We start from the raw sequence: 19,145 nt of genomic DNA on the forward strand, positions 1-19,145 counted from the left end.
GTCTCACACAGGGCATGCGTGACTCATTGCTGCCGAGTCACGGAGGGAGAGGGGTGATCAGTGCCAGGGCAGCTGTCCGCGCCGCTCCCAGTACGCGCGTGGTTCCTCGGCCAGCGTGGCGAGGCGGGCCAGCTGGTCGTCGTCGAGGTCCACGACCGCGGCGTGCAGGTTGGAGGCGAGCTGGCCGGTGGTGGCGGCGCCGGAGAGGACGACCCCGGCCCAGGGCTGACGCAGGATGACGGCCAGGGCGACGGCGTCACAGCCCAGTCCCGTCCGCTCGGCGATCTCTTTCATGACGTCCGGCGCGTGCGGGCCCGCCAGTCGGCCGTTGGCCATGCCCTCCTTGACGATCACGGTCAGGCCGGCGTCGTGCGCCTCGGCGAGCGCGGGGGCGGCGGAGGTCTCCAACGCGTTGTACGTGGACTGCACCGTACGGAAGAGGGGTTCGCCGTCGACCGTCACGGCCAGGGCGGCGCGGATCGCGTCCGCCTGCGCGGGGCCGCTGGTGGAGAAGCCGACGGTGAGGCCCTGGGCGGCGGCCTCCGCGAGCTTCGCGTGGAGCTCCTTGTCGCTGAGGGCCGGGCTGTCGGGGGTCACCGAGTGGATCTGGTACAGGTCGAGCCGGTCGCCGAGCAGGGCGTGGCTCTCCGCGCGCTGCCGCTCGTAGGCGGCCAGGGTGTGGTCCTTGACCTCGTGCGTCTCGGCGTCGGTGGACCAGTCGGCGGTGTAGGTGTAGCCCCACTTGCTGCCGATGACGATGTCATCGAGGCCGGGCCTGTTCCGCAGCCAGTCGGCGAGGAACTCCTCCGAGCGGCCGTAGGAGCGGGCGGCGTCGAAGTAGCGGACGCCCTGTGCGTAGGCGGCGTCGAGGAGTTCGTGGGTGCGCTCCCGCAGGGCATCGACCGTGCGCTCCGAAGGAAGGTCCTCGTCTCGGCCGAGGTTGATGTAGCCGGGGCGTCCCACGGCGGCGAGGCCCAGGCCGATGTGGCAGGTGGGGGTCGTCGCTGTGGCCAGGCGGGCGAAGGGCATCGGGGGCTCCGTTCGGTCGGCTGCGGCTTTCGACCAACGTAACGCCCGGGATGACCTTCGCCCCTGACCTCGGGGCTTGTCGCGCTCTTGCGGATGCGGGGCTTCTGGGGCTTGTCGCGCGGTTCCCCGCGCCCCTCAGGATCCTTGCCGCGCTGTCGCCCAGGCGCGCTGTGTCTCCACGTCTGCCTTCATCTCGGCCAGCTGTACCGCGACCGCGCTGGGGGCGGTGCCGCCCCTGCCGTTGCGGGACGCCAGCGCGCCGGGGACGTTGAGGACCGTCCGCACCTCGGGCGTCAGGTGGCTGGAGATCTTCGCGAACTGCTCGTCCGTCAGGTCGTCCAGTTCCTTGCCCTCTGCCTCGGCGACCTTCACGCACTCGCCGGCGACCTCGTGGGCGACGCGGAACGGGACGCCCTGCTTGACCAGCCACTCGGCGATGTCGGTGGCGAGGGAGAAGCCGGCCGGGGCCAGTTCCTCCATGCGCTCCCGGTGCACGGTGAGCGTGGCCATCATGCCAGTGAAGGCCGGCAGCAGGATCTCCAGCTGGTCGATGGAGTCGAAGACCGGCTCCTTGTCCTCCTGGAGGTCACGGTTGTAGGCGAGGGGCAGTGCCTTCAGGGTGGCGAGCAGGCCGGTCAGGTTGCCGATCAGACGGCCGGACTTGCCGCGGGCCAGCTCCGCGATGTCCGGGTTCTTCTTCTGCGGCATGATCGACGAGCCGGTCGAGAACGCGTCGTGCAGGGTCACGAAGGAGAACTCCTTCGTGTTCCAGATGATGACCTCCTCGGCGATCCGGGAGAGGTTGACGCCGATCATCGCCGTGATGAAGGCGAACTCGGCGACGAAGTCGCGGGAGGCCGTGCCGTCGATGGAGTTGCCGGCGGAGCCGTGTTCGAAGCCGAGGTCCTTCGCCACCGCCTCCGGGTCCAGCCCGAGGGAGGAGCCCGCCAGGGCGCCCGAGCCGTACGGGGAGACCGCCGTGCGCTCGTCCCACTGGCGCAGGCGCTCGGCGTCCCGGGACAGGGACTGGACGTGGGCGAGGACATGGTGGGCGAAGAGCACCGGCTGGGCGTGCTGGAGGTGGGTGCGGCCGGGCATCGCCACGTCGGGGTGGGCCTCGGCGAGGCCGATCAGCGCGTCCTGGAGTTCGGCGAGCAGACCGCCGATGACCCGGGCGTGGTCCCGCAGGTACATCCGGAAGAGGGTCGCGACCTGGTCGTTCCGGGAGCGGCCCGCGCGCAGCTTGCCGCCGAGGTCGGGACCGAGCCGCTCCAGGAGGCCGCGCTCCAGGGCGGTGTGGACGTCCTCGTCGGCGATGGTGCCGACGAAGGAGCCGTCGGCGACGTCCGCCTCCAGCTGGTCCAGGCCGGCGATCATCCGGGTCAGCTCGTCCTCGGTGAGCAGGCCCGCCTTGTGCAGCACGCGCGCGTGCGCACGCGAACCGGCGATGTCGTACGGCGCGAGCCGCCAGTCGAAGTGGACGGAAGCGGACAGCTTCGCCAGGGCCTCGGCGGGACCGTCGGCGAAACGGCCGCCCCAGAGCCGGACGTCACCGCTGTTGCTGCTCACCTGCTGTGCTCCTCAATGGGTGTGGATGTGCCGCCGCCTCCTCACCCCTGGTGAGGAGGCGGTCATCACGCTACTGCTTGCGCGAGGCCCCGCCGGGTCACGCCCGCTGTTGACGCTGCGCCGCGATCTTCGACGACAGGCTGTAGATGTCGATGAAGCCCTTGGCCGCGGACTGGTCGAAGGTGTCGCCCGTGTCGTAGGTCGCGAGGTCGAAGTCGTACAGCGACTGCGCCGAGCGGCGACCGGTGACCACCGCGCGGCCGCCGTGCAGGGTCATCCGGATGTCTCCGGTGACGTACTGGCTCGCCTCGTCGACGAAGCCGTCCAGGGCGCGCTTGAGCGGGGAGAACCACTGGCCGTCGTAGACGAGCTCGCCCCAGCGCTGCTCGACCTGCCGCTTGTAGCGGGCGAGTTCGCGCTCGACGGTGACGCTCTCCAGCTCCTGGTGGGCGGTGATCAGCGCGATCGCTCCCGGAGCCTCGTACACCTCGCGCGACTTGATGCCGACGAGCCGGTCCTCGACCATGTCGATCCGGCCGACGCCCTGGGCGCCGGCGCGTTCGTTGAGCCGCTGGATCGCCTGCAGGACGGTGACGGACTCGCCGTCGACGGCGACCGGGACGCCCTGCTCGAAGGTGATGACCACCTCGTCGGGCTCGCGGGCGAGGGCCGGGTTCTCGGTGTACTCGTAGAGGTCCTCGATCGGCGCGTTCCAGATGTCCTCCAGGAAACCGGTCTCGATGGCGCGGCCGAAGACGTTCTGGTCGATGGAGTACGGCGACTTCCTGGTGGTCGCGATCGGCAGGCCCTTCTCCTCGCAGAAGGCGATGGCCTTGTCGCGGGTCATGGCGTAGTCGCGGACCGGGGCGATGCACTTCAGGTCGGGAGCGAGGGCGACGATGCCGGCCTCGAAGCGGACCTGGTCGTTGCCCTTGCCGGTGCAGCCGTGGGCGACCGTGGTGGCGCCGTGCTTCTCGGCTGCGGCGACGAGGTGCTTGACGATCACCGGCCGGGAGAGAGCCGACACGAGCGGGTAACGGTCCATGTAGAGGGCGTTGGCCTTGATCGCCGGGAGGCAGTACTCCTCGGCGAACTCGTCCCTGGCGTCGGCGACTTCGGCCTCGACCGCACCGCAGGCGAGGGCTCGCTTGCGGATGACGTCCAGATCCTCACCGCCCTGGCCGACATCCACCGCTACCGCGATGACCTCGGCGCCCGTCTCCTCGGCGATCCAGCCGATGGCGACGGAGGTGTCAAGACCGCCTGAGTAGGCGAGTACGACGCGCTCGGCCACGGGTTCTTCCCCTCATACTGCAACCACTGACATGCATGAGTATGCAGTGTTCTGCATGATTCGTCAATCCGCTGAGCAGGGGGCGGGGGCCTGCTTCCGGCCACGCGAGAGAAATTTGAAGATCCTTTGAACGCGAGAAATCGCTTACCCGTACCTCTCGCCGAACGCAGGCGCCGCGTTGCACCACCCACAACACCCCCCGACCCCGAGTGAGGCATCCGCATGTCCAGGGCTCTTCCGAAGTACAACAAGCGTCGCGTCACGTTCATCGGCGGCGCCGCCGCGGTGGCGCTGTCCGGCACGGTGATCGCCGGCTTCGCCCTCGCCGGGGAGACGCCCGAGGGCGGCGGAAAGAACGCGCGGACGCTGGCCGGTCCCGGCAGCATCTCGTGCCCTGACGTCACCGGCCAGCTGCCGGCGATCCCCGCCTCGGCGCAGGCGGAGGTCGACCGCAACCTTGCCGATCTGAACAAGCAGATCGAGGAGGCCAACAAGCGCCTCGTCGACACCGTCGGCCAGGGCGGACCCAACTTCGTCCAGAACGCCATCCTCGGCCCGCTCGAGGCGCCGAGGCGGGAGCGGGTGCCGAGGCCGGAGCCGGCGCGGAAGCCGGAGCGGGCGCGGAGGCCGGGGCCGGGGAGGACGCGGGTGCGGGCGCGGGTGCGGGTGAGGCGGGGAACGCCGACGCGGGCACGATCAGCTGCCCGGACGTCGCCTCCCAGCTGCCGGCCGTCCCCGCCTCCGCGCAGGCGGAGGTCGACCGCAACCTGGGCGACCTGAACAAGCAGATCGAGGAGGCCAACAAGCGCCTCGTCGACACCGTCGGCCAGGGCGGACCCAACTTCGTCCAGAACGCCATCCTCGGCCCGCTCGAGCCCCGTTCGAGCGCCGGCCGGGGCGGCCACAGGCAGGCGCCGGGGGCGGGATCCGGCAGAGGTGACCGGATCCCGCAATTCCTTAGACGGTCGAAGGACTCGCGCCCATGATCCTGAGGCATGGGAACGACTCATGAGGCCATAGAAGGCCGGCTCCGCTCGTTCATCGAGGCGCAGCCGGTCTTCTTCACCGCCACCGCTCCCCTGTCCGCCGACGGCACGGTCAACCTCTCCCCAAGGGCCTCAAGGGCTCTCTGGTGGTGCTCGACGAGCACACCGTGGCCTATCTCGACTTCGCCGACTCCAACGCCGAGACCATCGCCCACCTACGGGAGAACGGGCGGATCACCCTGATGTGGTGCGCCTTCCAGGGGCCGCCGAACATCGTGCGGGTGCACGGCAAGGGCGAGCCGGTGTTCCGCGACGAGCCGCGGTTCGGAGAACTGCTCGCGCACTTCCCGGACATCGACCCGACACAGCACGGCCTGCGCGCGATCATCGTCGTCACAGCCGAACTCGTCCGCGACACCTGCGGCTACGCGGTGCCCTTCATGGCGTACGAGGCGGAGCGCGATCTGGACGGCAAGCGTTTCGCCCGTGAGGACGACGCCTCGCTGAGCGCCTACTTCACCAAGAAGGAGCACATCGCGACCAGCCTGGACGGACTACCCGGGCTGCCGTTGCCGCTGCCTCCCTCTACGGTCTGAGGCATGCGCCCCGGTGCCGTCGCCCTCGCCGTCTCCTCCCTCGTCGTGCTCGGCGTCGGGCCCCCGCCCCCCTCGTCACAGCCACTGCCGGCCCGGATGGCGGACACCGGCGGCGGCACCCAGCTGATCACCGCGGTGGCGCCGAGGTCCACCTCGACGACGGGCACCGTCACCTGGTGGGACCGCAGGGGCGGACGGTGGGTGAAGGCGGGCTCCACACGCGCCCGCTTCGGGGCGAACGGGCTGGCCCAGGGCGCCTCCCGCAAGCAGGGCACGAACACGACACCCACGGGTCTTTACGGCCTGCCGTACGCCTTCGGCATCGAGGCGGCGCCGCGCGGGACGGCGTACCGGTACCGCCGGGTGCACCGGGACTCCTGGTGGTGCCAGGACAACGAGTCCCGCTCCTACAACCGCTGGACCGAGCCCCGCGCGGCCGACTGCCGGGCCGCCGAGTCCGAGCACCTGATCACCTACGGGGAGCGGTACGCGCACGCGCTCGTCATCGGCTTCAACTACCGCCGTCCCGTACGGGGGCGCGGGGCCGGCATCTTCCTGCACGTCCACGGCCGCGGGGCGACAGCCGGTTGCGTTTCCGTGCCGAAGGAGGCGATGCGGCGGATCCTGACGTGGGCCGACCCGGCGCGGCGCCCTCACATCGCGGTCGGGACGACGAGCGGCGCCACGGCCGTCACCCGGTACTAGGGCCGGCAGACCACCCGGGCACCCAGACGTGTTACCCCCGGTCACGCCTGTGCGCACATGACTCGGCACGTGGCTGAACACTCCCGTGTCCCGGCACGTATCTGTGGGCCAAGGGTCAAGTCCCCACGGAGGAACCGTGACCACCACGCTCGCAGGCGGACGTGCCGCCCGCCGCCAGACGATGCGCCGCATCCGCCCGCGCCGCTCCCCGGCCGTCCCGCTGCTGATCGCCCTGGCGGCCGGTGCGGCGGCCGTGCTGTGGCTGTGGTGGGACAACACACCGTCCCTCGCGGACACCTCGAGCAAGATCCTGGCCGCGGGCCGGATCACCGGACTGCTCGCCGGCTACCTGATGGCGCTCGTGGTGCTCCAGATGGCCCGGGTGCCGGCGCTGGAGCGGCGGGTGGGCAGCGACCGGGTCGCGCGCTGGCACGCCATGAGCGGCCGCTACACGCTCTGCCTGGTCCTCGCCCATGTCTTCCTCACCATGTGGGGCTACGCCCTCCAGGCGGGCAAGGGGCTCGGCGACATCGTCCAGCAGACCATCGACTCCATCAACCAGCTGCCGGACATGGGCAAGGCCGCCATCGGCACGGGCCTGCTGTTCGTCATCGGGATCCTGTCGATCGGCGGGGTCCGCCGGCTGATCGGGTACGACACCTGGTACCACGTGCACCTGCTGACGTACGCCTCGGTGTACATGACGTTCTGGCACCAGATCACCACCGGCAACGAGTTCGCCGTCGAGCCCGCCGCGAAGACCTTCTGGTACGGGCTGTACGGGGTGGTGACCGCGCTGGTGCTCTGGTACCGGATCCTCACCCCGATCCGGCTGAACCTGCGGCACCGTATGCGCGTCGCGGCCGTCATCGAGGAGACCCCGGGCATCGTGTCCGTGCTGATCAGCGGGCGCAAGCTGCACCGGATGGGCGCGGAGGCCGGGCACTTCTTCCGCTGGCGGTTCAAGGCACCGGGCATGCGCTTCAGTTCGCACCCCTACTCGCTGTCGGCGGCGCCCCGCCCGGACATGCTGCGGATCACCGTCAAGGCGATCGGTGACCACACCTCCCGGCTGCGTGACCTCGAGCCCGGCACCAAGGTGTGGGCCGAGGGCCCGTACGGCGCGATGACCGCCCAGCGCCGCAGCCGCGGCAAGGTGCTGCTGGTCGCGGGCGGTGTCGGCATCACCCCGATGCGGGCGCTGTTCGAGACGCTGCCGGGCGCGTCCGGCGACATCACCCTGCTCTACCGGGCCAACACCACCCAGGACCTGGCGCTGTGGGGCGAACTCGCGAAGATCGCCGAGGAGCGCGGAGCCCGGCTGATGTACGCGGTCAACAGCCCGGACGGGGAACGCCCCGACATCTCCGCGGAATCCCTCCAGCGGAAGATCCCGGACATCGACAACCACGACGTCTTCATGTGCGGGCCGCCCGGCTTCGCGCAGTCGGTGTACGAGGCACTGCGCGGCGCGGGAGTCCCCGCCCGCCGTATCCATCACGAGTCGTTCGAGATGTGAGCGACGGGACATCAACGGCCCTTCAGGAGCTTGAGGAACATGAAGAAGAGTCACCCCGTCCGGCGTGCCGTGCTCGCCGGCGCAGCCACCGTCTCCGGCATCGTGCTGCTGCTGTCCATGAAGCCGGCCTCCGACCCGGGCGGCGCCCAGGCCGCGGGCGGTCAGGTCCCGCCCGCGGCGGCCGGTCAGGCCCCGCAGGGCGGCGTGAACGGCGCGGTCACCGGGGACGCGGCGCAGACCGAGTACGGCGCGGTGCAGGTCCGCCTGACCATGAGCAACGGCAAGATCACCCAGGCCGAGGCGGTGCAGGCGCCCAAGGGCGGGCGCAGCGACCAGATCACCGCCAGCTCGGTGCCCCGCCTCAACCAGGCGGCGGTCGCCGCGCAGAGCGCGGACATCGACGCCGTCTCCGGGGCGACGTACACCAGCGCCGGTTACAAGAAGTCCCTCCAGTCGGCGCTGGACAAGGCCAAGGCCTCGGCGGGCGCCTCGCAGGGCTCGGGCAACGCCCAGACGGTCACGGGTGACGTGGCGCAGACGCAGTACGGGCCGGTGCAGGTCCGTATCACGGTCGCCGGCGGGAAGATCACCAAGGCCGAGGCCGTCCAGGCCCCCAAGGGCGGACGCAGCGACCAGATCACCTCCTCCTCGGTCCCCCGCCTCAACCAGGCGCGCGGGCTCCGGCGCGGGCAGCGCCCAGGCCAGGACCGTCACGGGCAGTGTCGCGCAGACGGAGTACGGTCCGGTCCAGGTCCGCATCACCGTGGCCGGCGGGAAGATCACCAAGGCCGAGGCCGTCCAGGCCCCCAAGGGCGGACGCAGCGACCAGATCACCTCCTCCTCGGTCCCCCGCCTCAACCAGGCGCTGGACCAGGCCGGTGGCTGACACGGTGGCCGACTCCGCACAGGCTCCCGCCGCGGTGCGTCATGTGGAGGAGACGATGGGGACCGTCTTCTCCTTCGACGTCCGCGGCGGGGAACCGGCCGCCGTGCGCGCGGCGGTGGACGAGGCGGTGGCCGGGCTGCACCGGGTCGACGAGGTGTTCAGCACCTATCGCGAGGACAGCCAGATCTCCCGGCTGCAGCGCGGCGAACTGACCGTCGAGGAGTGCGACCCCGAGGTCGCCGAGGTACTGGAGCTGGCCGCCGAGGCGGAGCGGCTGAGCGACGGCTGGTTCAGCACGTCGTACCAGGGCCGCCTCGATCCGACCGGCATCGTCAAGGGCTGGGCGGTCGAGCGGGCGGCGCGGCGGCTGGCGCGTACGCCCGGCGTGAGCGGGGTGAACATCAACGGCGGCGGCGACGTGCAGATGCTCGGCGCGCCGGAGGCGCAGCGGCCGTGGCGGGTCGGGGTGTCGGACCCGCTGCGTCCGGGGGGCCTCGCGGCGGTCGTCACGGCGGCCGGGGTTGATGAGCTGGCGGTGGCCACGTCCGGTACCGCGGAGCGGGGCGCGCACATCCTCGACCCGCGTACGGGGCGTTCGGCCGTGACCGACCTGGTCGCCGTGACCGTGGTGGGGCCGCGGCTGACGTGGGCGGACTGCTGGGCGACGGCGGCGTTCGCGATGGGGTCGCGGGAGGGGCTGGCGTGGCTGGAGTCGCTGCCGGGGGTTGAGGCGTTACTCATCACGGCGGGTGACGAGGTGCGCTGCACTGGGGGGCTGGCAGCGAGGCTGGGGTGAGTGGGGGCCGGGGCGGGGCGTTGCGCAACCCGGCGGCGCGGGGTGCCGCTGCGCACACCCTCCCCCAAGCTCTCGGCTCCGCTCGAGCAGCGGGGACCCCCATCGCCCCAGCGGCACGACTGCCCGCAGCTGAGTTGGCTTCTTGGGGGCGCGGGGAACTGCGCGATCAGCCACAGTCCACCCGCACACCACCACAGGCCCGCATCCCTACGGCGCTCAGTGCCCGTTCTGCGCCAGCCTCAGCAGGTGATCCGCCAGCGCCTGCCCCCCGACAGGGTCCCGGCTGATCAACAGCAACGTGTCGTCACCGGCGATCGTCCCCAGGATGTCGTGCAGCTCCGCCTGGTCGATCGCCGAGGCCAGGAACTGCGCCGCCCCCGGAGGGGTGCGCAGGACCACGAGATTCGCCGAAGCCTCCGCCGAGATCAGCAGCTCCTGCGACAGCCGCCGCATCCGCTCCTCCTTCGCCGACCCGCCCAGCGGCGCGCGCGGCGTGCGGAAACCGCCCTCGCTCGGCACCGCGTAGATCAGGTCACCGTCGGCGTTGCGGATCTTCACCGCGTTCAGCTCGTCCAGGTCCCGGGAGAGCGTCGCCTGCGTGACGCTCAGCCCGTCGTCGGCGAGCAGCTTCGCCAGCTGGCTCTGCGACCGCACGGGCTGCCGGTTGAGGATGTCCACGATCCGGCGGTGGCGTGCGGTGCGGGTCTGCGGCACGGCGGGCCCGTTCGCCCCCGGCTGCTCGTGGTCCTGCGCCTGGCTCATCGTCGTCTCATTCCCCGGATCGTCCGTCCCCGTAGGCTGCGTCGAGGACGCCGGGCAGCGCCCGGAGGAAAGCGTCCACCTCGGCATCGGCGATGTTCAGCGGCGGCATGAGCCGTACGACATCGGGGGCGGGCGCGTTCACCAGGAGACCGGCGTCCTGAGCCGCCTGCTGCACCTGGGGCGCGAGCGGCTCGGTGAGCACGATACCCAGGAGGAGGCCCGAGCCCCGGACGAAATCGATCAATCGGTGGCCGAGGCCCTCGATCCCGTCGCGCAGCTTCTCGCTCTGCCGCTTGACGTTCTCCAGCAGCCCCTCGTTCTCGATGGTGTCGAGGACGGCGAGCCCGGCGGCGCAGGCGACGGGGTTGCCACCGAAGGTCGTGCCGTGGTGGCCGGGCCGGAGCAGCTCGGCGGCCCGCCCGAAGGCGACGGTCGCGCCGAGCGGCAGTCCGCCGCCGAGGCCCTTGGCGAGGGTCACGACATCGGGCAGCACACCCTCGTGGGCCTGGTACTCGAACCAGTGCCCGGTCCGGCCGACGCCGGTCTGCACCTCGTCGAGGACGAGCAGCGCCCCGGTCGCGGCGGTGATCGCGCGGGCCGCCTTGAGATAGCCGGCGGGCGGGACCACGACCCCGTTCTCGCCCTGGACCGGCTCGATGACGACGAGGGCGGTCTCCTCCGTCACCGCGGCGGCCAGGGCCTGCGCGTCGCCGTACGGTACGTGCGTGACGTCGCCGGGCAGCGGCAGGAAGGGTTCCTGCTTGCCGGGCTGGCCGGTGAGCGCGAGGGCGCCCATGGTGCGGCCGTGGAAGCCGCCCTGGGTGGCGACCATGTGGGTCCGGCCGGTGAGCCGGCCGATCTTGAAGGCGCCCTCGTTGGCCTCGGCTCCGGAGTTGCAGAAGTAGACCTTGCCGTCGCGGCCGAAGAGCCGCAGCAGCCGCTCGGCGAGCGCGACCGGCGGCTCGGCGACGAACAGGTTGGAGACGTGGCCGAGGGAGGCGATCTGCCGGCTCACGGCCTCGACGATCGCCGGGTGGGCGTGGCCGAGCGCGTTGACCGCGATGCCGCCGACGAAGTCCAGGTACTGGTTGCCGTCGGCGTCCCACAGCTTCGTGCCCTCGCCGCGGACGAGCGGGAGCCTCGGGGTGCCGTAGTTGTTCATGAGCGCGCCCTGCCACCGCGCGGTCAGTTCCTGATTGCCCGCGACGTTGCCCGTGACCTTGTCCACGGCGTTGTTCACGACTCCCCCTGTTCGCCCGGTCCGCCGGGCTTCTCGTCGGGCACGACCATCGTGCCGATGCCTTCGTCGGTGAAGATCTCCAGCAGGATCGAGTGCTGGACCCGGCCGTCGATGACGCGGGCGGTGGTGACGCCGTTGCGCACGGCGTGCAGGCAGCCCTCCATCTTCGGCACCATGCCGGAGGACAGGTCGGGCAGCAGCCGCTCCAGCTCGGAGGCGGTGAGGCGGCTGATCACCTCGTCGCTGTGCGGCCAGTCCTCGTAGAGTCCCTCGACGTCCGTGAGGACCATGAGGGTTTCGGCGTCCAGTGCAGCAGCGAGTGCCGCAGCCGCCGTATCAGCATTGACGTTGTAGACATGTCCGTCGTCCTGGGAGCGGGCGATGGAGGAGACGACCGGGATGCGGCCGTCGGCGAGGAGGGCCTCGATCGCGCCCGTGTCGATCGCGGTGATCTCGCCCACCCGCCCGATGTCGACGAGCTCGCCGTCGATCTCGGGCTGGTGCTTGGTGGCGGTGATGGTGTGCGCGTCCTCGCCCGTCAGGCCGACGGCGAGCGGCCCGTGCTGGTTGAGCAGCCCGACCAGTTCGCGCTGCACCTGACCGGCCAGCACCATCCGTACGACGTCCATGGCGTCCTCGGTGGTCACCCTGAGGCCCGCCTTGAACTCGCTGACGATGCCGTGTTGATCGAGCGCCCGACTGATCTGCGGGCCGCCGCCGTGCACCACGACGGGCTTGAGGCCGGCGTGGTGCAGGAACACCACGTCCTGGGCGAAGGCGGCCTTGAGGTCCTCGTCGACCATGGCGTTGCCGCCGAACTTGATGACGACGGTCTTGCCGTTGTGCCGGACCAGCCAGGGCAGCGCCTCGATGAGGATCTGGGCCTTGGGGAGGGCGGTGTGCTTCCGCGTCGGACTGCTCATGAGCTGTATGCGCTGTTCTCGTGGACGTAGTCGGCGGTGAGGTCGTTGGTCCAGATGGTGGCGGTCTCGGCGCCGGCGGCCAGGTCGGCGACGATGTGGACCTCGCGGAAGCGCATGTCGACCTTGTCGCGGTCCTCGCCGACGCCGCCGTTCTTGCAGACCCAGACGCCGTTGATGGCGACGCTCAGCCGGTCCGGCTCGAAGGCGGCGGAGGTGGTGCCGATGGCGGAGAGCACCCGGCCCCAGTTGGGGTCCTCGCCGTGGATGGCGCACTTGAGGAGGTTGTTGCGGGCGATGGAGCGGCCCACCTCGACGGCGTCGTCCTCGGTCGCGGCGTTGATCACCTCGACCTTGATGTCCTTGCTGGCTCCCTCGGCGTCCCGGATGAGCTGCTGGCCGAGGTCGTCGCAGACCTGCCGTACGGCCTCGGCGAACTCCTCGTACTCCGGAGTGACGCCGGCGGAGCCGGAGGCGAGCAGCAGCACGGTGTCGTTGGTGGACATGCAGCCGTCGGAGTCGACCCGGTCGAAGGTGGTGCGGGTGGCGGCCCGCAGCGCCTTGTCCAGGGTCTCGCTGTCCAGGTCGGCGTCTGTGGTGAGGACGACGAGCATGGTGGCGAGGCCGGGTGCGAGCATGCCGGCGCCCTTGGCCATGCCGCCGACGGTCCAGCCGTCCTTGGTCACGACGGACGTCTTGTGGACGGTGTCGGTGGTCTTGATGGCGATGGCGGCCTTCTCGCCACCGTGCTCGCTCAGGGACCCGGCGGCCTTCTCGACGCCGGGGAGCAGCTTGTCCATGGGGAGGAGGACGCCGATCAGGCCGGTCGAGCAGACGGCGACCTCGATGGCGCCCACACCGAGCACGTCGGCGGCCTTCTCGGCGGTGGCGTGGGCGTCCTGGAAGCCCTTCGGGCCCGTACAGGCGTTGGCGCCGCCCGAGTTGAGGACGACGGCGGAGAGCCGGCCGTCCTTGAGCACCTGCTCGGACCACAGCACCGGGGCGGCCTTCACGCGGTTGGAGGTGAAGACGCCGGCGGCGGCGCGGCGGGGGCCGGTGTTGACCACGAGGGCCAGGTCGGGGTTGCCGTTCTCCTTGATCCCGGCGGCGATGCCCGCCGCCGTGAATCCCTTCGCTGCCGTCACACTCACGGCGCAACTCCGATCGTCGTCAGTCCGGTGGACTCGTCGAGCCCCAGGGCGATGTTCATGCTCTGCACGGCACCGCCCGCGGTGCCCTTGGTGAGGTTGTCGATGGCGCTGATCGCGATGATCCGTCCGGCGGCGGCGTCGTGGGCGACCTGCACCTGAACGGCGTTCGAACCGTAGACGGAGGCCGTGGCGGGCCACTGTCCCTCGGGCAGCAGGTGCACGAAGGGCTCGTCGGCGTAGGCCTTCTCGTAGGCGGCGCGCAGGGACTCGCCCGTGACGCCGTCCTGGGCGGCGGCGGTGCAGGTGGCGAGGATGCCGCGGGGCATCGGCGCGAGGGTGGGCGTGAAGGAGACGGTGACCGGCTCGCCGGCGGCCGCGCCGAGGTTCTGCGTGATCTCGGGGGTGTGCCGGTGGCCGCCGCCGACGCCGTACGGGGACATCGAGCCCATGACCTCGCTCCCCAGCAGGTGCGGCTTGAGCGCCTTGCCCGCGCCGGAGGTGCCGGACGCGGCGACGATCACGGCCTCGGGCCGGGCCAGACCCGCGGTGTAGGCCGGGCAGAGCGCCAGCGACACGGCCGTGGGGTAGCAACCGGGCACCGCGACGCGCTTGGACCCCTCCAGCGCGGCGCGGGCACCCGGCAGTTCGGGAAGGCCGTAGGGCCAGGTTCCGGCGTGCGGCGAGCCGTAGAACTTCTCCCAGGCGGCGGCGTCCGTGAGCCGGAAGTCGGCCCCCATGTCGATCACCAGCACGTCCGGTCCGAGCCGTTCGGCGACGGCGGCGGACTGCCCGTGTGGCAGGGCGAGGAAGACGACGTCGTGCCCGGCGAGGACCTCGGGGGTCGTCTCCTGGAGCACTCGGCCGGCCAGCGGCAGCAGATGCGGCTGCAGCGCGCCGAGCCTCTGTCCCGCGTTGGAGTTGCCGGTCAGGGCGCCGATCTCGACCTCGGGGTGCGCCAGGAGCAGACGCAGCAGTTCCCCGCCCGCGTATCCACTCGCTCCGGCCACTGCCGCACGTACCGCCATGGAACCTCCTCCTTAGAGAGCATGACTATACGTTCTGCTGCACGTTTATGCAATCCGCGATCGCTGGCCATGACTCACTCGTACGAGTGACTTCCCTGGCTCTGGCGGGGGGAGCACGACAAGCTCACACTGTTTGTGCCGTTGCGGCTCGTCATCGGAGGGGGCGAAGCGTGTTCGTAGCGACGCTGGCGTCGTGCTGGTCCCGCCTGGTGACGGTGCCGTCCGCGCCCCCGGACCCCGGCGCCGAGGCCTGGGTGGACCGTCTGAGGACCGCCGACCCTCGCGCGGTGCGTGACGCCGTGGTCGCCGCCGATGACGACCGTGTGGTGAGCGCGGTGATCACCCTGCTGACCAGGGCGCTCTCCGCCACAGCCGCGGGGGACGGCACAGTCCGGCTCGACGGCGCCGGGCGGTTGCTGCTGCGGATCGTGGCGCACGGACACGGCACCGGCTTCCCGGGAGGCGAGCTGGCATCCGCGCACGCACACTTCCTGATCGGGCTCGACGAGCATCTGACGTCCCCCAGCGAGGCGCGCCGGACCTACGAACTCGCGGCGCTCGCCTACCGCAGCGACGGCGCGGAGGCCCTGGGTCTGCTGGCGTCGTTCGCTTCTTCCACCGCGAGCCAGGCTGCACTGTTCGACGCCGACTTCACCGAAGCCCACGAGCGACTGGAGCTGCTGGCGGCCGGCGACATCGACGCCGCTGCCGCCCTGCGGCGAACGCTCCAGCCGTACCAGAGGGTCGTCTCCTGGGCCGCGGACGTACGCGCCGGACGCGGCGCGGAGGAGCGCGGTCCGGCGGACGCCGACGAGGAATGCTCAGCCCTGCTGCACTACTTCGCACTGTCGGCACTCGACGACCCCCGGGTGGCCGCGCGGATGTCGCATGCCGCCGACGCCGCCCGACCGGAGTCCATCACGGCGGAGTCGAGTCTGCGGGAACTGACGCGCGCCTTGTTCCGGAGGCGGCAGTGGGCCGACGCCGAGATGCTGCTGTCCGAACTGCTCGCCAGGGACCCGGACAACAGGACGGACCTGAAGACCCTGGCAGTGGTCTACGCCTCGATGGGCCGCTGGCCGGAGGGCAGGGCACTCCTGACCGGGCTGCTCGGCGACCCACCGGAACGCAACGACCTGCCGGTTCTCGTGGACCTGTGCATGCTGGCACACCTGAACGGCGACACCGAGGACGCCCTGCGGTGGCGTCAGGCGATCGTGGAGCTGGACCCGGACTCCGACCCGTTCCGAGGACTACCGGGCGTCGTCGTGGAGCCGGACGAGCCCCCACCGCTGCTCGCCGCCCTCAGCGACGGCAAGCTGCACGTCAGCGAGGAGCTCTTCGAACTGCCGCAGGAAGAGATATCCGCCCACATGACGGCGGCGGTCGTCTCGGGCAGTCCGGACGGCGGCGAACTGCTCGACACGCTGTTCCGCGACGATCCCACCCTGGCCGAGCGGGTACTGGCCCTGCTCGGACTGGTCCGGGTGACTCCCGAACAGGCCGAGGCCATGGAGCACTTCCGTACCGCCGAGGAACACTTCGCGGCCGGCCGCCTCGACGACGCCCAGACCGAGTACGAGGCCACCCTTCGGCTGCAGCCCGACCACGTGCAGGCCATGACGTACCTCGGGGACACGTGGTACCGGCGGGGCGCTTACCACATCGCTCAGGCCTACTTCGAGGAGTCCCTGGCCATCGAACCGACGCCGGAGGCCTACCGCTTCCTCGGCGACGCGCTTCGGTACGGCGGTCACGGCGCCCGGCGGGCACGTCCCTGCTACGAGAACGCGCTGCGCCTCGCGCCGGAATACCGGGGCGCCCGGCAGGCACTCGCCGCTCTGGAGGAGCAGGAGCCGCCGGACGGGCCTGAGCCGCCGGACACCGGTGACACGGTCGTCGCGCCGGCCGTCCGGCAGGCGCAGTCCGGAGGACCTGAGCCGGCCGGTCCCGGCCCGGCTGCTGCTCCCGGCACCGCGGAGCAGACGGATCCCACCGAGCGACGGGAGTCCGTCTGGTCGTCACCATCGGCCGAGGTGGCGCCGGGAGGTACCGGCCACGGCGACCGCCTGGTCTCCGTCCTTCTCGACCGGGACGGTCCCGACGGCTTCGTCGGCGCGGTCGACGACGACGAGCGGTTCGCACGCTGGGTCGAGGCGGCCGCTCCCGAGGATCTCGTGCGAGCCGGTCTGACGGCCGTGGCCGTCAGCTTTCAGTACCACGTCAAGGACCGCGACCTGCCCCGCTGGAAGCTGTGGGTGAGGCGGCAGGTGGAGCTGGCACAGGCGTTGCCCGCGGACTTCGGCCCGGCCGGCAGCCCTGTGGAACTGGGCCGCGACCGTCTCCTGGCGGACGCGCTGACGTCCCTGGCGGGTGTGCGGGTGTCGGAGGGGCTGCTCCCGGAGGCACGGGCCATTTACGAGCACTGTCTCGAACTGCTGACCGCGGAGAAGAACGCCCGCGCACGGGCCGGGCTGGCAGGCGAGGCACAGTTCGACCGGCTGTTCCACCAGACGAGCGTGCGGTCCGGCATCCTCGACTCACTGGCCGAGGTCTGTCACCAGTTGGGGGACCACGTCGCCGCACAGCGACACCGGAGGGAGGCGAGGCGGCTGGACGAGTCCCGGCCCACCACCGAGGCGGAGGTCCAGGGGTTCATCGCTGCCGCGGACTCGGCCCTCGACAGCGGCCTGACCGACCAGGCGCTGGGCCTGTTCCAGCATGCGCTCCACCTTGCCGAGGACGACGATCCGGACCCGTTGGTACCGCGCATGCTGACCACGGCACTGAACGGTCTGGGGCGGGGACACCTGCGGCTGGGCACAGCGCGCGCGGCACTGGCCTGCTTCGACCGGGCCCGACTGCTCAACGAACGGACCGGCAACGCCGATCGTCTCGCGTACGACCACATGCACATCGCCGACGTGTTGCGGCAGCACCCCGAACTGGCCGACGCGGTGAGCGCCTCCGGTGCGGCCACCGCCCCCGAGGCCCGGGACGCGCGCGGTCACCTGGAACAAGCGCTGACCTACGCGAGCGTGCCGGATCCCGGCCATGACGCGTTCGGCTGGACGGCAACGGACGGCACACGGTATCGGATCAGCGCGCCGAACCGTGCCTGGCCTGTCCTGTTACGGCTCGGCCGGTTCCTTCAGGAGTCCGGGGACGATCCGGCGGCCGTCCGCTTTCTGACCCTCGCCACCCGGCTGGCGGACCTGATGCGGACCGGGCTGGTGGACGACCGTCAGCGGATCGCGGTGCAGAACCAGCGCATCGAGGCCTTCGCCGACCTGACAAAGGTGCTGGTCCGTCTGGCGTGCAGCGGCGGGCGGGAATCCGACTTCTACGCCGAGGAGGCCTGGCTGGCCAACGAGTCCATGCGGGCGCGTGCCTTCCTCGACGAGCTCGGCGACGCCGAGCTCTCCCCTCCGCCCGGCGTTCCTGCCGACCTCCTGGAGCGGGAAAGGGAACTGCTGATCCGTCGGCGCCGCCTGCGGCAGGCCGAGGAGGCGCAGGACCTCGGTTTCTGGGCGGAGTACCGGGACCTCACCCAGGAGCTCGACGGCGTGTGGGAGGAGATGCGCAGGACGTCCCCGTCCGCCGAGGGGTATGTGGAGGTGCGGCAGGCCCGGCCGGCGGATCCGGCGGACCTGACCTCCCTTCTGGACCAGGGCGGCCGTCCGGCCGTGCTGGCCAGTCTGGTTCGGCTCGACGACGGGCTGCTCGGTGTGATCGCGTTGCGGGGAGACCGGCCGACCCCGGTCGTGCAGACCCGTCCGGTCGACATGGCACGGCTCACCAGGTTCGTCCGGATGAACTTCGGCTCGGCCGGGCGGGTGCGGGAGCTGGCGGTGGACGCCGAGGACCTGTTCCAGCACGAGATGGCGCCGGTGGCCGACCTGCTGACAGCGGTCTGCGACCCGGAGGAACTCCTGATCGTCTGCCCCGTGGGCGCCCTGCACCATGTTCCTCTCGGAGCGCTGCGGACGGGAGAGCGGATCCTGCTGGAGCGGAACCCTCTCGCCCTGCTGCCGGGCGCCTCCCTCCTGCGGGCCCTGCGTTCCGCGGCCCCTGTGCCGGCCGCGGAGCCCGCCGCGGTGTTCGGCGATCCGGTCGGGGACCTGCCGGGCGCACGGGACGAAGCCGTGTCCGTCGCGGCGAGGTTCGCGACGACGCCCCTGCTCGGCGGGGACGCCTCGACGGCTGCCGTACGGCAGGCCCTGACGACGGTGGACCTGCTGCATGTCGCCGCGCACGCCCGCTTCGACCCCAGGGACGCCCTGGCATCCGGACTGGTCCTCTCCGACGGTGTGCTCAGTGCTCGGGAGATCCTCAGGCTGAAGGCACCGTCGCTGTCCCTCGTCACCCTGTCCGCCTGCGAGACCGGCGTGTCCGAGACGGACGCCGCCGAGGAGTTGATCGGTCTCACCCGGGCCCTGCTGTTCGCGGGTGCCGGTGCCATGGTGGTCAGCCTCTGGAAGGTTCCGGACCTGGCGACGAGGGACATGATGAGCCAGTTCTACGACGGCCTCCAGAGCGGCGCCGGCAAGGTCGACTCGCTGCGCCGTGCGGTGCTGAACGCCAGGGACACCTACGGACCGGACCGGCTGGACCGATGGTCCGGCTTCCAGCTGATCGGCGACTGGCGCTGACCGGCGGCACCCCAC

The 19,145-nt window shown here is 71.3% G+C and carries 13 protein-coding genes and 3 pseudogenes; 8 read left to right on the forward strand and 8 right to left on the reverse strand.

What is annotated here, in order from left to right; genetic code table 11:
- Positions 1 to 57 precede the first annotated feature (57 nt).
- The 3 genes from IE97_RS0123185 to IE97_RS0123195 form a co-directional block, all read right to left on the reverse strand.
- Positions 58 to 1,029, reverse strand: coding sequence for an aldo/keto reductase (locus IE97_RS0123185; protein ID WP_030243819.1), 972 nt, complete (start codon positions 1,027 to 1,029; stop codon positions 58 to 60).
- A gap of 135 nt (positions 1,030 to 1,164) precedes the next feature.
- Positions 1,165 to 2,598, reverse strand: coding sequence for an argininosuccinate lyase (argH, locus tag IE97_RS0123190; RefSeq protein ID WP_030243821.1), 1,434 nt, complete (start codon positions 2,596 to 2,598; stop codon positions 1,165 to 1,167).
- A 97-nt stretch (positions 2,599 to 2,695) separates the two neighbouring features.
- Positions 2,696 to 3,892, reverse strand: coding sequence for an argininosuccinate synthase (locus IE97_RS0123195; protein ID WP_030243823.1), 1,197 nt, complete (start codon positions 3,890 to 3,892; stop codon positions 2,696 to 2,698).
- Positions 3,893 to 4,114: 222 nt separating this feature from the next.
- Between IE97_RS0123195 and IE97_RS42200 the strand changes: the two are divergent.
- The 7 genes and pseudogenes from IE97_RS42200 to IE97_RS0123225 form a co-directional block, all read left to right on the forward strand.
- Positions 4,115 to 4,782, forward strand: a pseudogene (locus IE97_RS42200) (hypothetical protein); the annotation flags it as partial.
- Positions 4,783 to 4,887: 105 nt separating this feature from the next.
- Positions 4,888 to 5,474 (forward strand): annotated as a pseudogene (locus IE97_RS38630) (pyridoxamine 5'-phosphate oxidase family protein).
- Positions 5,475 to 5,477: 3 nt separating this feature from the next.
- Positions 5,478 to 6,179: a L,D-transpeptidase family protein gene (locus tag IE97_RS0123210; RefSeq protein ID WP_030243831.1), complete on the forward strand. Its 702-nt coding sequence runs from the start codon at positions 5,478 to 5,480 to the stop codon at positions 6,177 to 6,179.
- A 136-nt stretch (positions 6,180 to 6,315) separates the two neighbouring features.
- The gene (locus IE97_RS0123215; RefSeq protein ID WP_030243833.1) at positions 6,316 to 7,698 is read left to right on the forward strand and encodes a ferric reductase-like transmembrane domain-containing protein; all 1,383 of its coding nucleotides are present in this window, start codon (positions 6,316 to 6,318) and stop codon (positions 7,696 to 7,698) included.
- Positions 7,699 to 7,737: 39 nt separating this feature from the next.
- Positions 7,738 to 8,370 (forward strand): annotated as a pseudogene (locus tag IE97_RS39360) (FMN-binding protein); the annotation flags it as partial.
- 91 nt (positions 8,371 to 8,461) lie between these two features.
- The gene (locus IE97_RS43495) at positions 8,462 to 8,584 is read left to right on the forward strand and encodes a hypothetical protein (RefSeq protein ID WP_267881801.1); all 123 of its coding nucleotides are present in this window, start codon (positions 8,462 to 8,464) and stop codon (positions 8,582 to 8,584) included.
- The gene (locus IE97_RS0123225; RefSeq protein ID WP_030243836.1) at positions 8,577 to 9,380 is read left to right on the forward strand and encodes an FAD:protein FMN transferase; all 804 of its coding nucleotides are present in this window, start codon (positions 8,577 to 8,579) and stop codon (positions 9,378 to 9,380) included. The genes IE97_RS43495 and IE97_RS0123225 overlap by 8 nt, the downstream gene beginning before the upstream one ends.
- A 216-nt stretch (positions 9,381 to 9,596) precedes the next feature.
- Here the strand turns inward: IE97_RS0123225 and IE97_RS0123230 are convergent, their stop codons facing one another.
- The 5 genes from IE97_RS0123230 to argC are packed head-to-tail and all read right to left on the reverse strand — an operon-like array spanning position 9,597 to position 14,478.
- On the reverse strand, positions 9,597 to 10,142 hold the full coding sequence (locus IE97_RS0123230) for an arginine repressor (protein WP_030243838.1): 546 nt from the start codon (positions 10,140 to 10,142) through the stop codon (positions 9,597 to 9,599).
- Between the two features lie 7 nt (positions 10,143 to 10,149).
- Positions 10,150 to 11,382: an acetylornithine transaminase gene (locus IE97_RS0123235; RefSeq protein WP_078603354.1), complete on the reverse strand. Its 1,233-nt coding sequence runs from the start codon at positions 11,380 to 11,382 to the stop codon at positions 10,150 to 10,152.
- Positions 11,379 to 12,305 (reverse strand): acetylglutamate kinase, encoded by a 927-nt coding sequence (argB, locus tag IE97_RS0123240; RefSeq protein WP_030243842.1) that lies wholly within the window; start codon positions 12,303 to 12,305, stop codon positions 11,379 to 11,381. The genes IE97_RS0123235 and argB overlap by 4 nt, the downstream gene beginning before the upstream one ends.
- A complete protein-coding gene (gene argJ, locus IE97_RS0123245; RefSeq protein ID WP_030243845.1) occupies positions 12,302 to 13,453 on the reverse strand; it encodes a bifunctional glutamate N-acetyltransferase/amino-acid acetyltransferase ArgJ in 1,152 nt (383 codons plus the stop codon). Before argJ ends, argB begins: the two co-directional genes overlap by 4 nt.
- Positions 13,450 to 14,478 carry an N-acetyl-gamma-glutamyl-phosphate reductase gene (argC, locus tag IE97_RS0123250; protein WP_030243847.1) on the reverse strand — a complete coding sequence of 343 codons (1,029 nt, stop codon included), beginning with the start codon at positions 14,476 to 14,478 and terminating at the stop codon, positions 13,450 to 13,452. Before argC ends, argJ begins: the two co-directional genes overlap by 4 nt.
- Positions 14,479 to 14,648: 170 nt before the next feature.
- On the opposite strand from argC, the gene IE97_RS0123255 reads away from it, so the two are divergent.
- On the forward strand, positions 14,649 to 19,130 hold the full coding sequence (locus IE97_RS0123255) for a CHAT domain-containing protein (RefSeq protein ID WP_030243851.1): 4,482 nt from the start codon (positions 14,649 to 14,651) through the stop codon (positions 19,128 to 19,130).
- Positions 19,131 to 19,145: the final 15 nt, after the last annotated feature.

The organism is Streptomyces sp. NRRL S-455 (genome assembly GCF_000717875.1).
GTDB lineage: Bacteria > Actinomycetota > Actinomycetes > Streptomycetales > Streptomycetaceae > Streptomyces.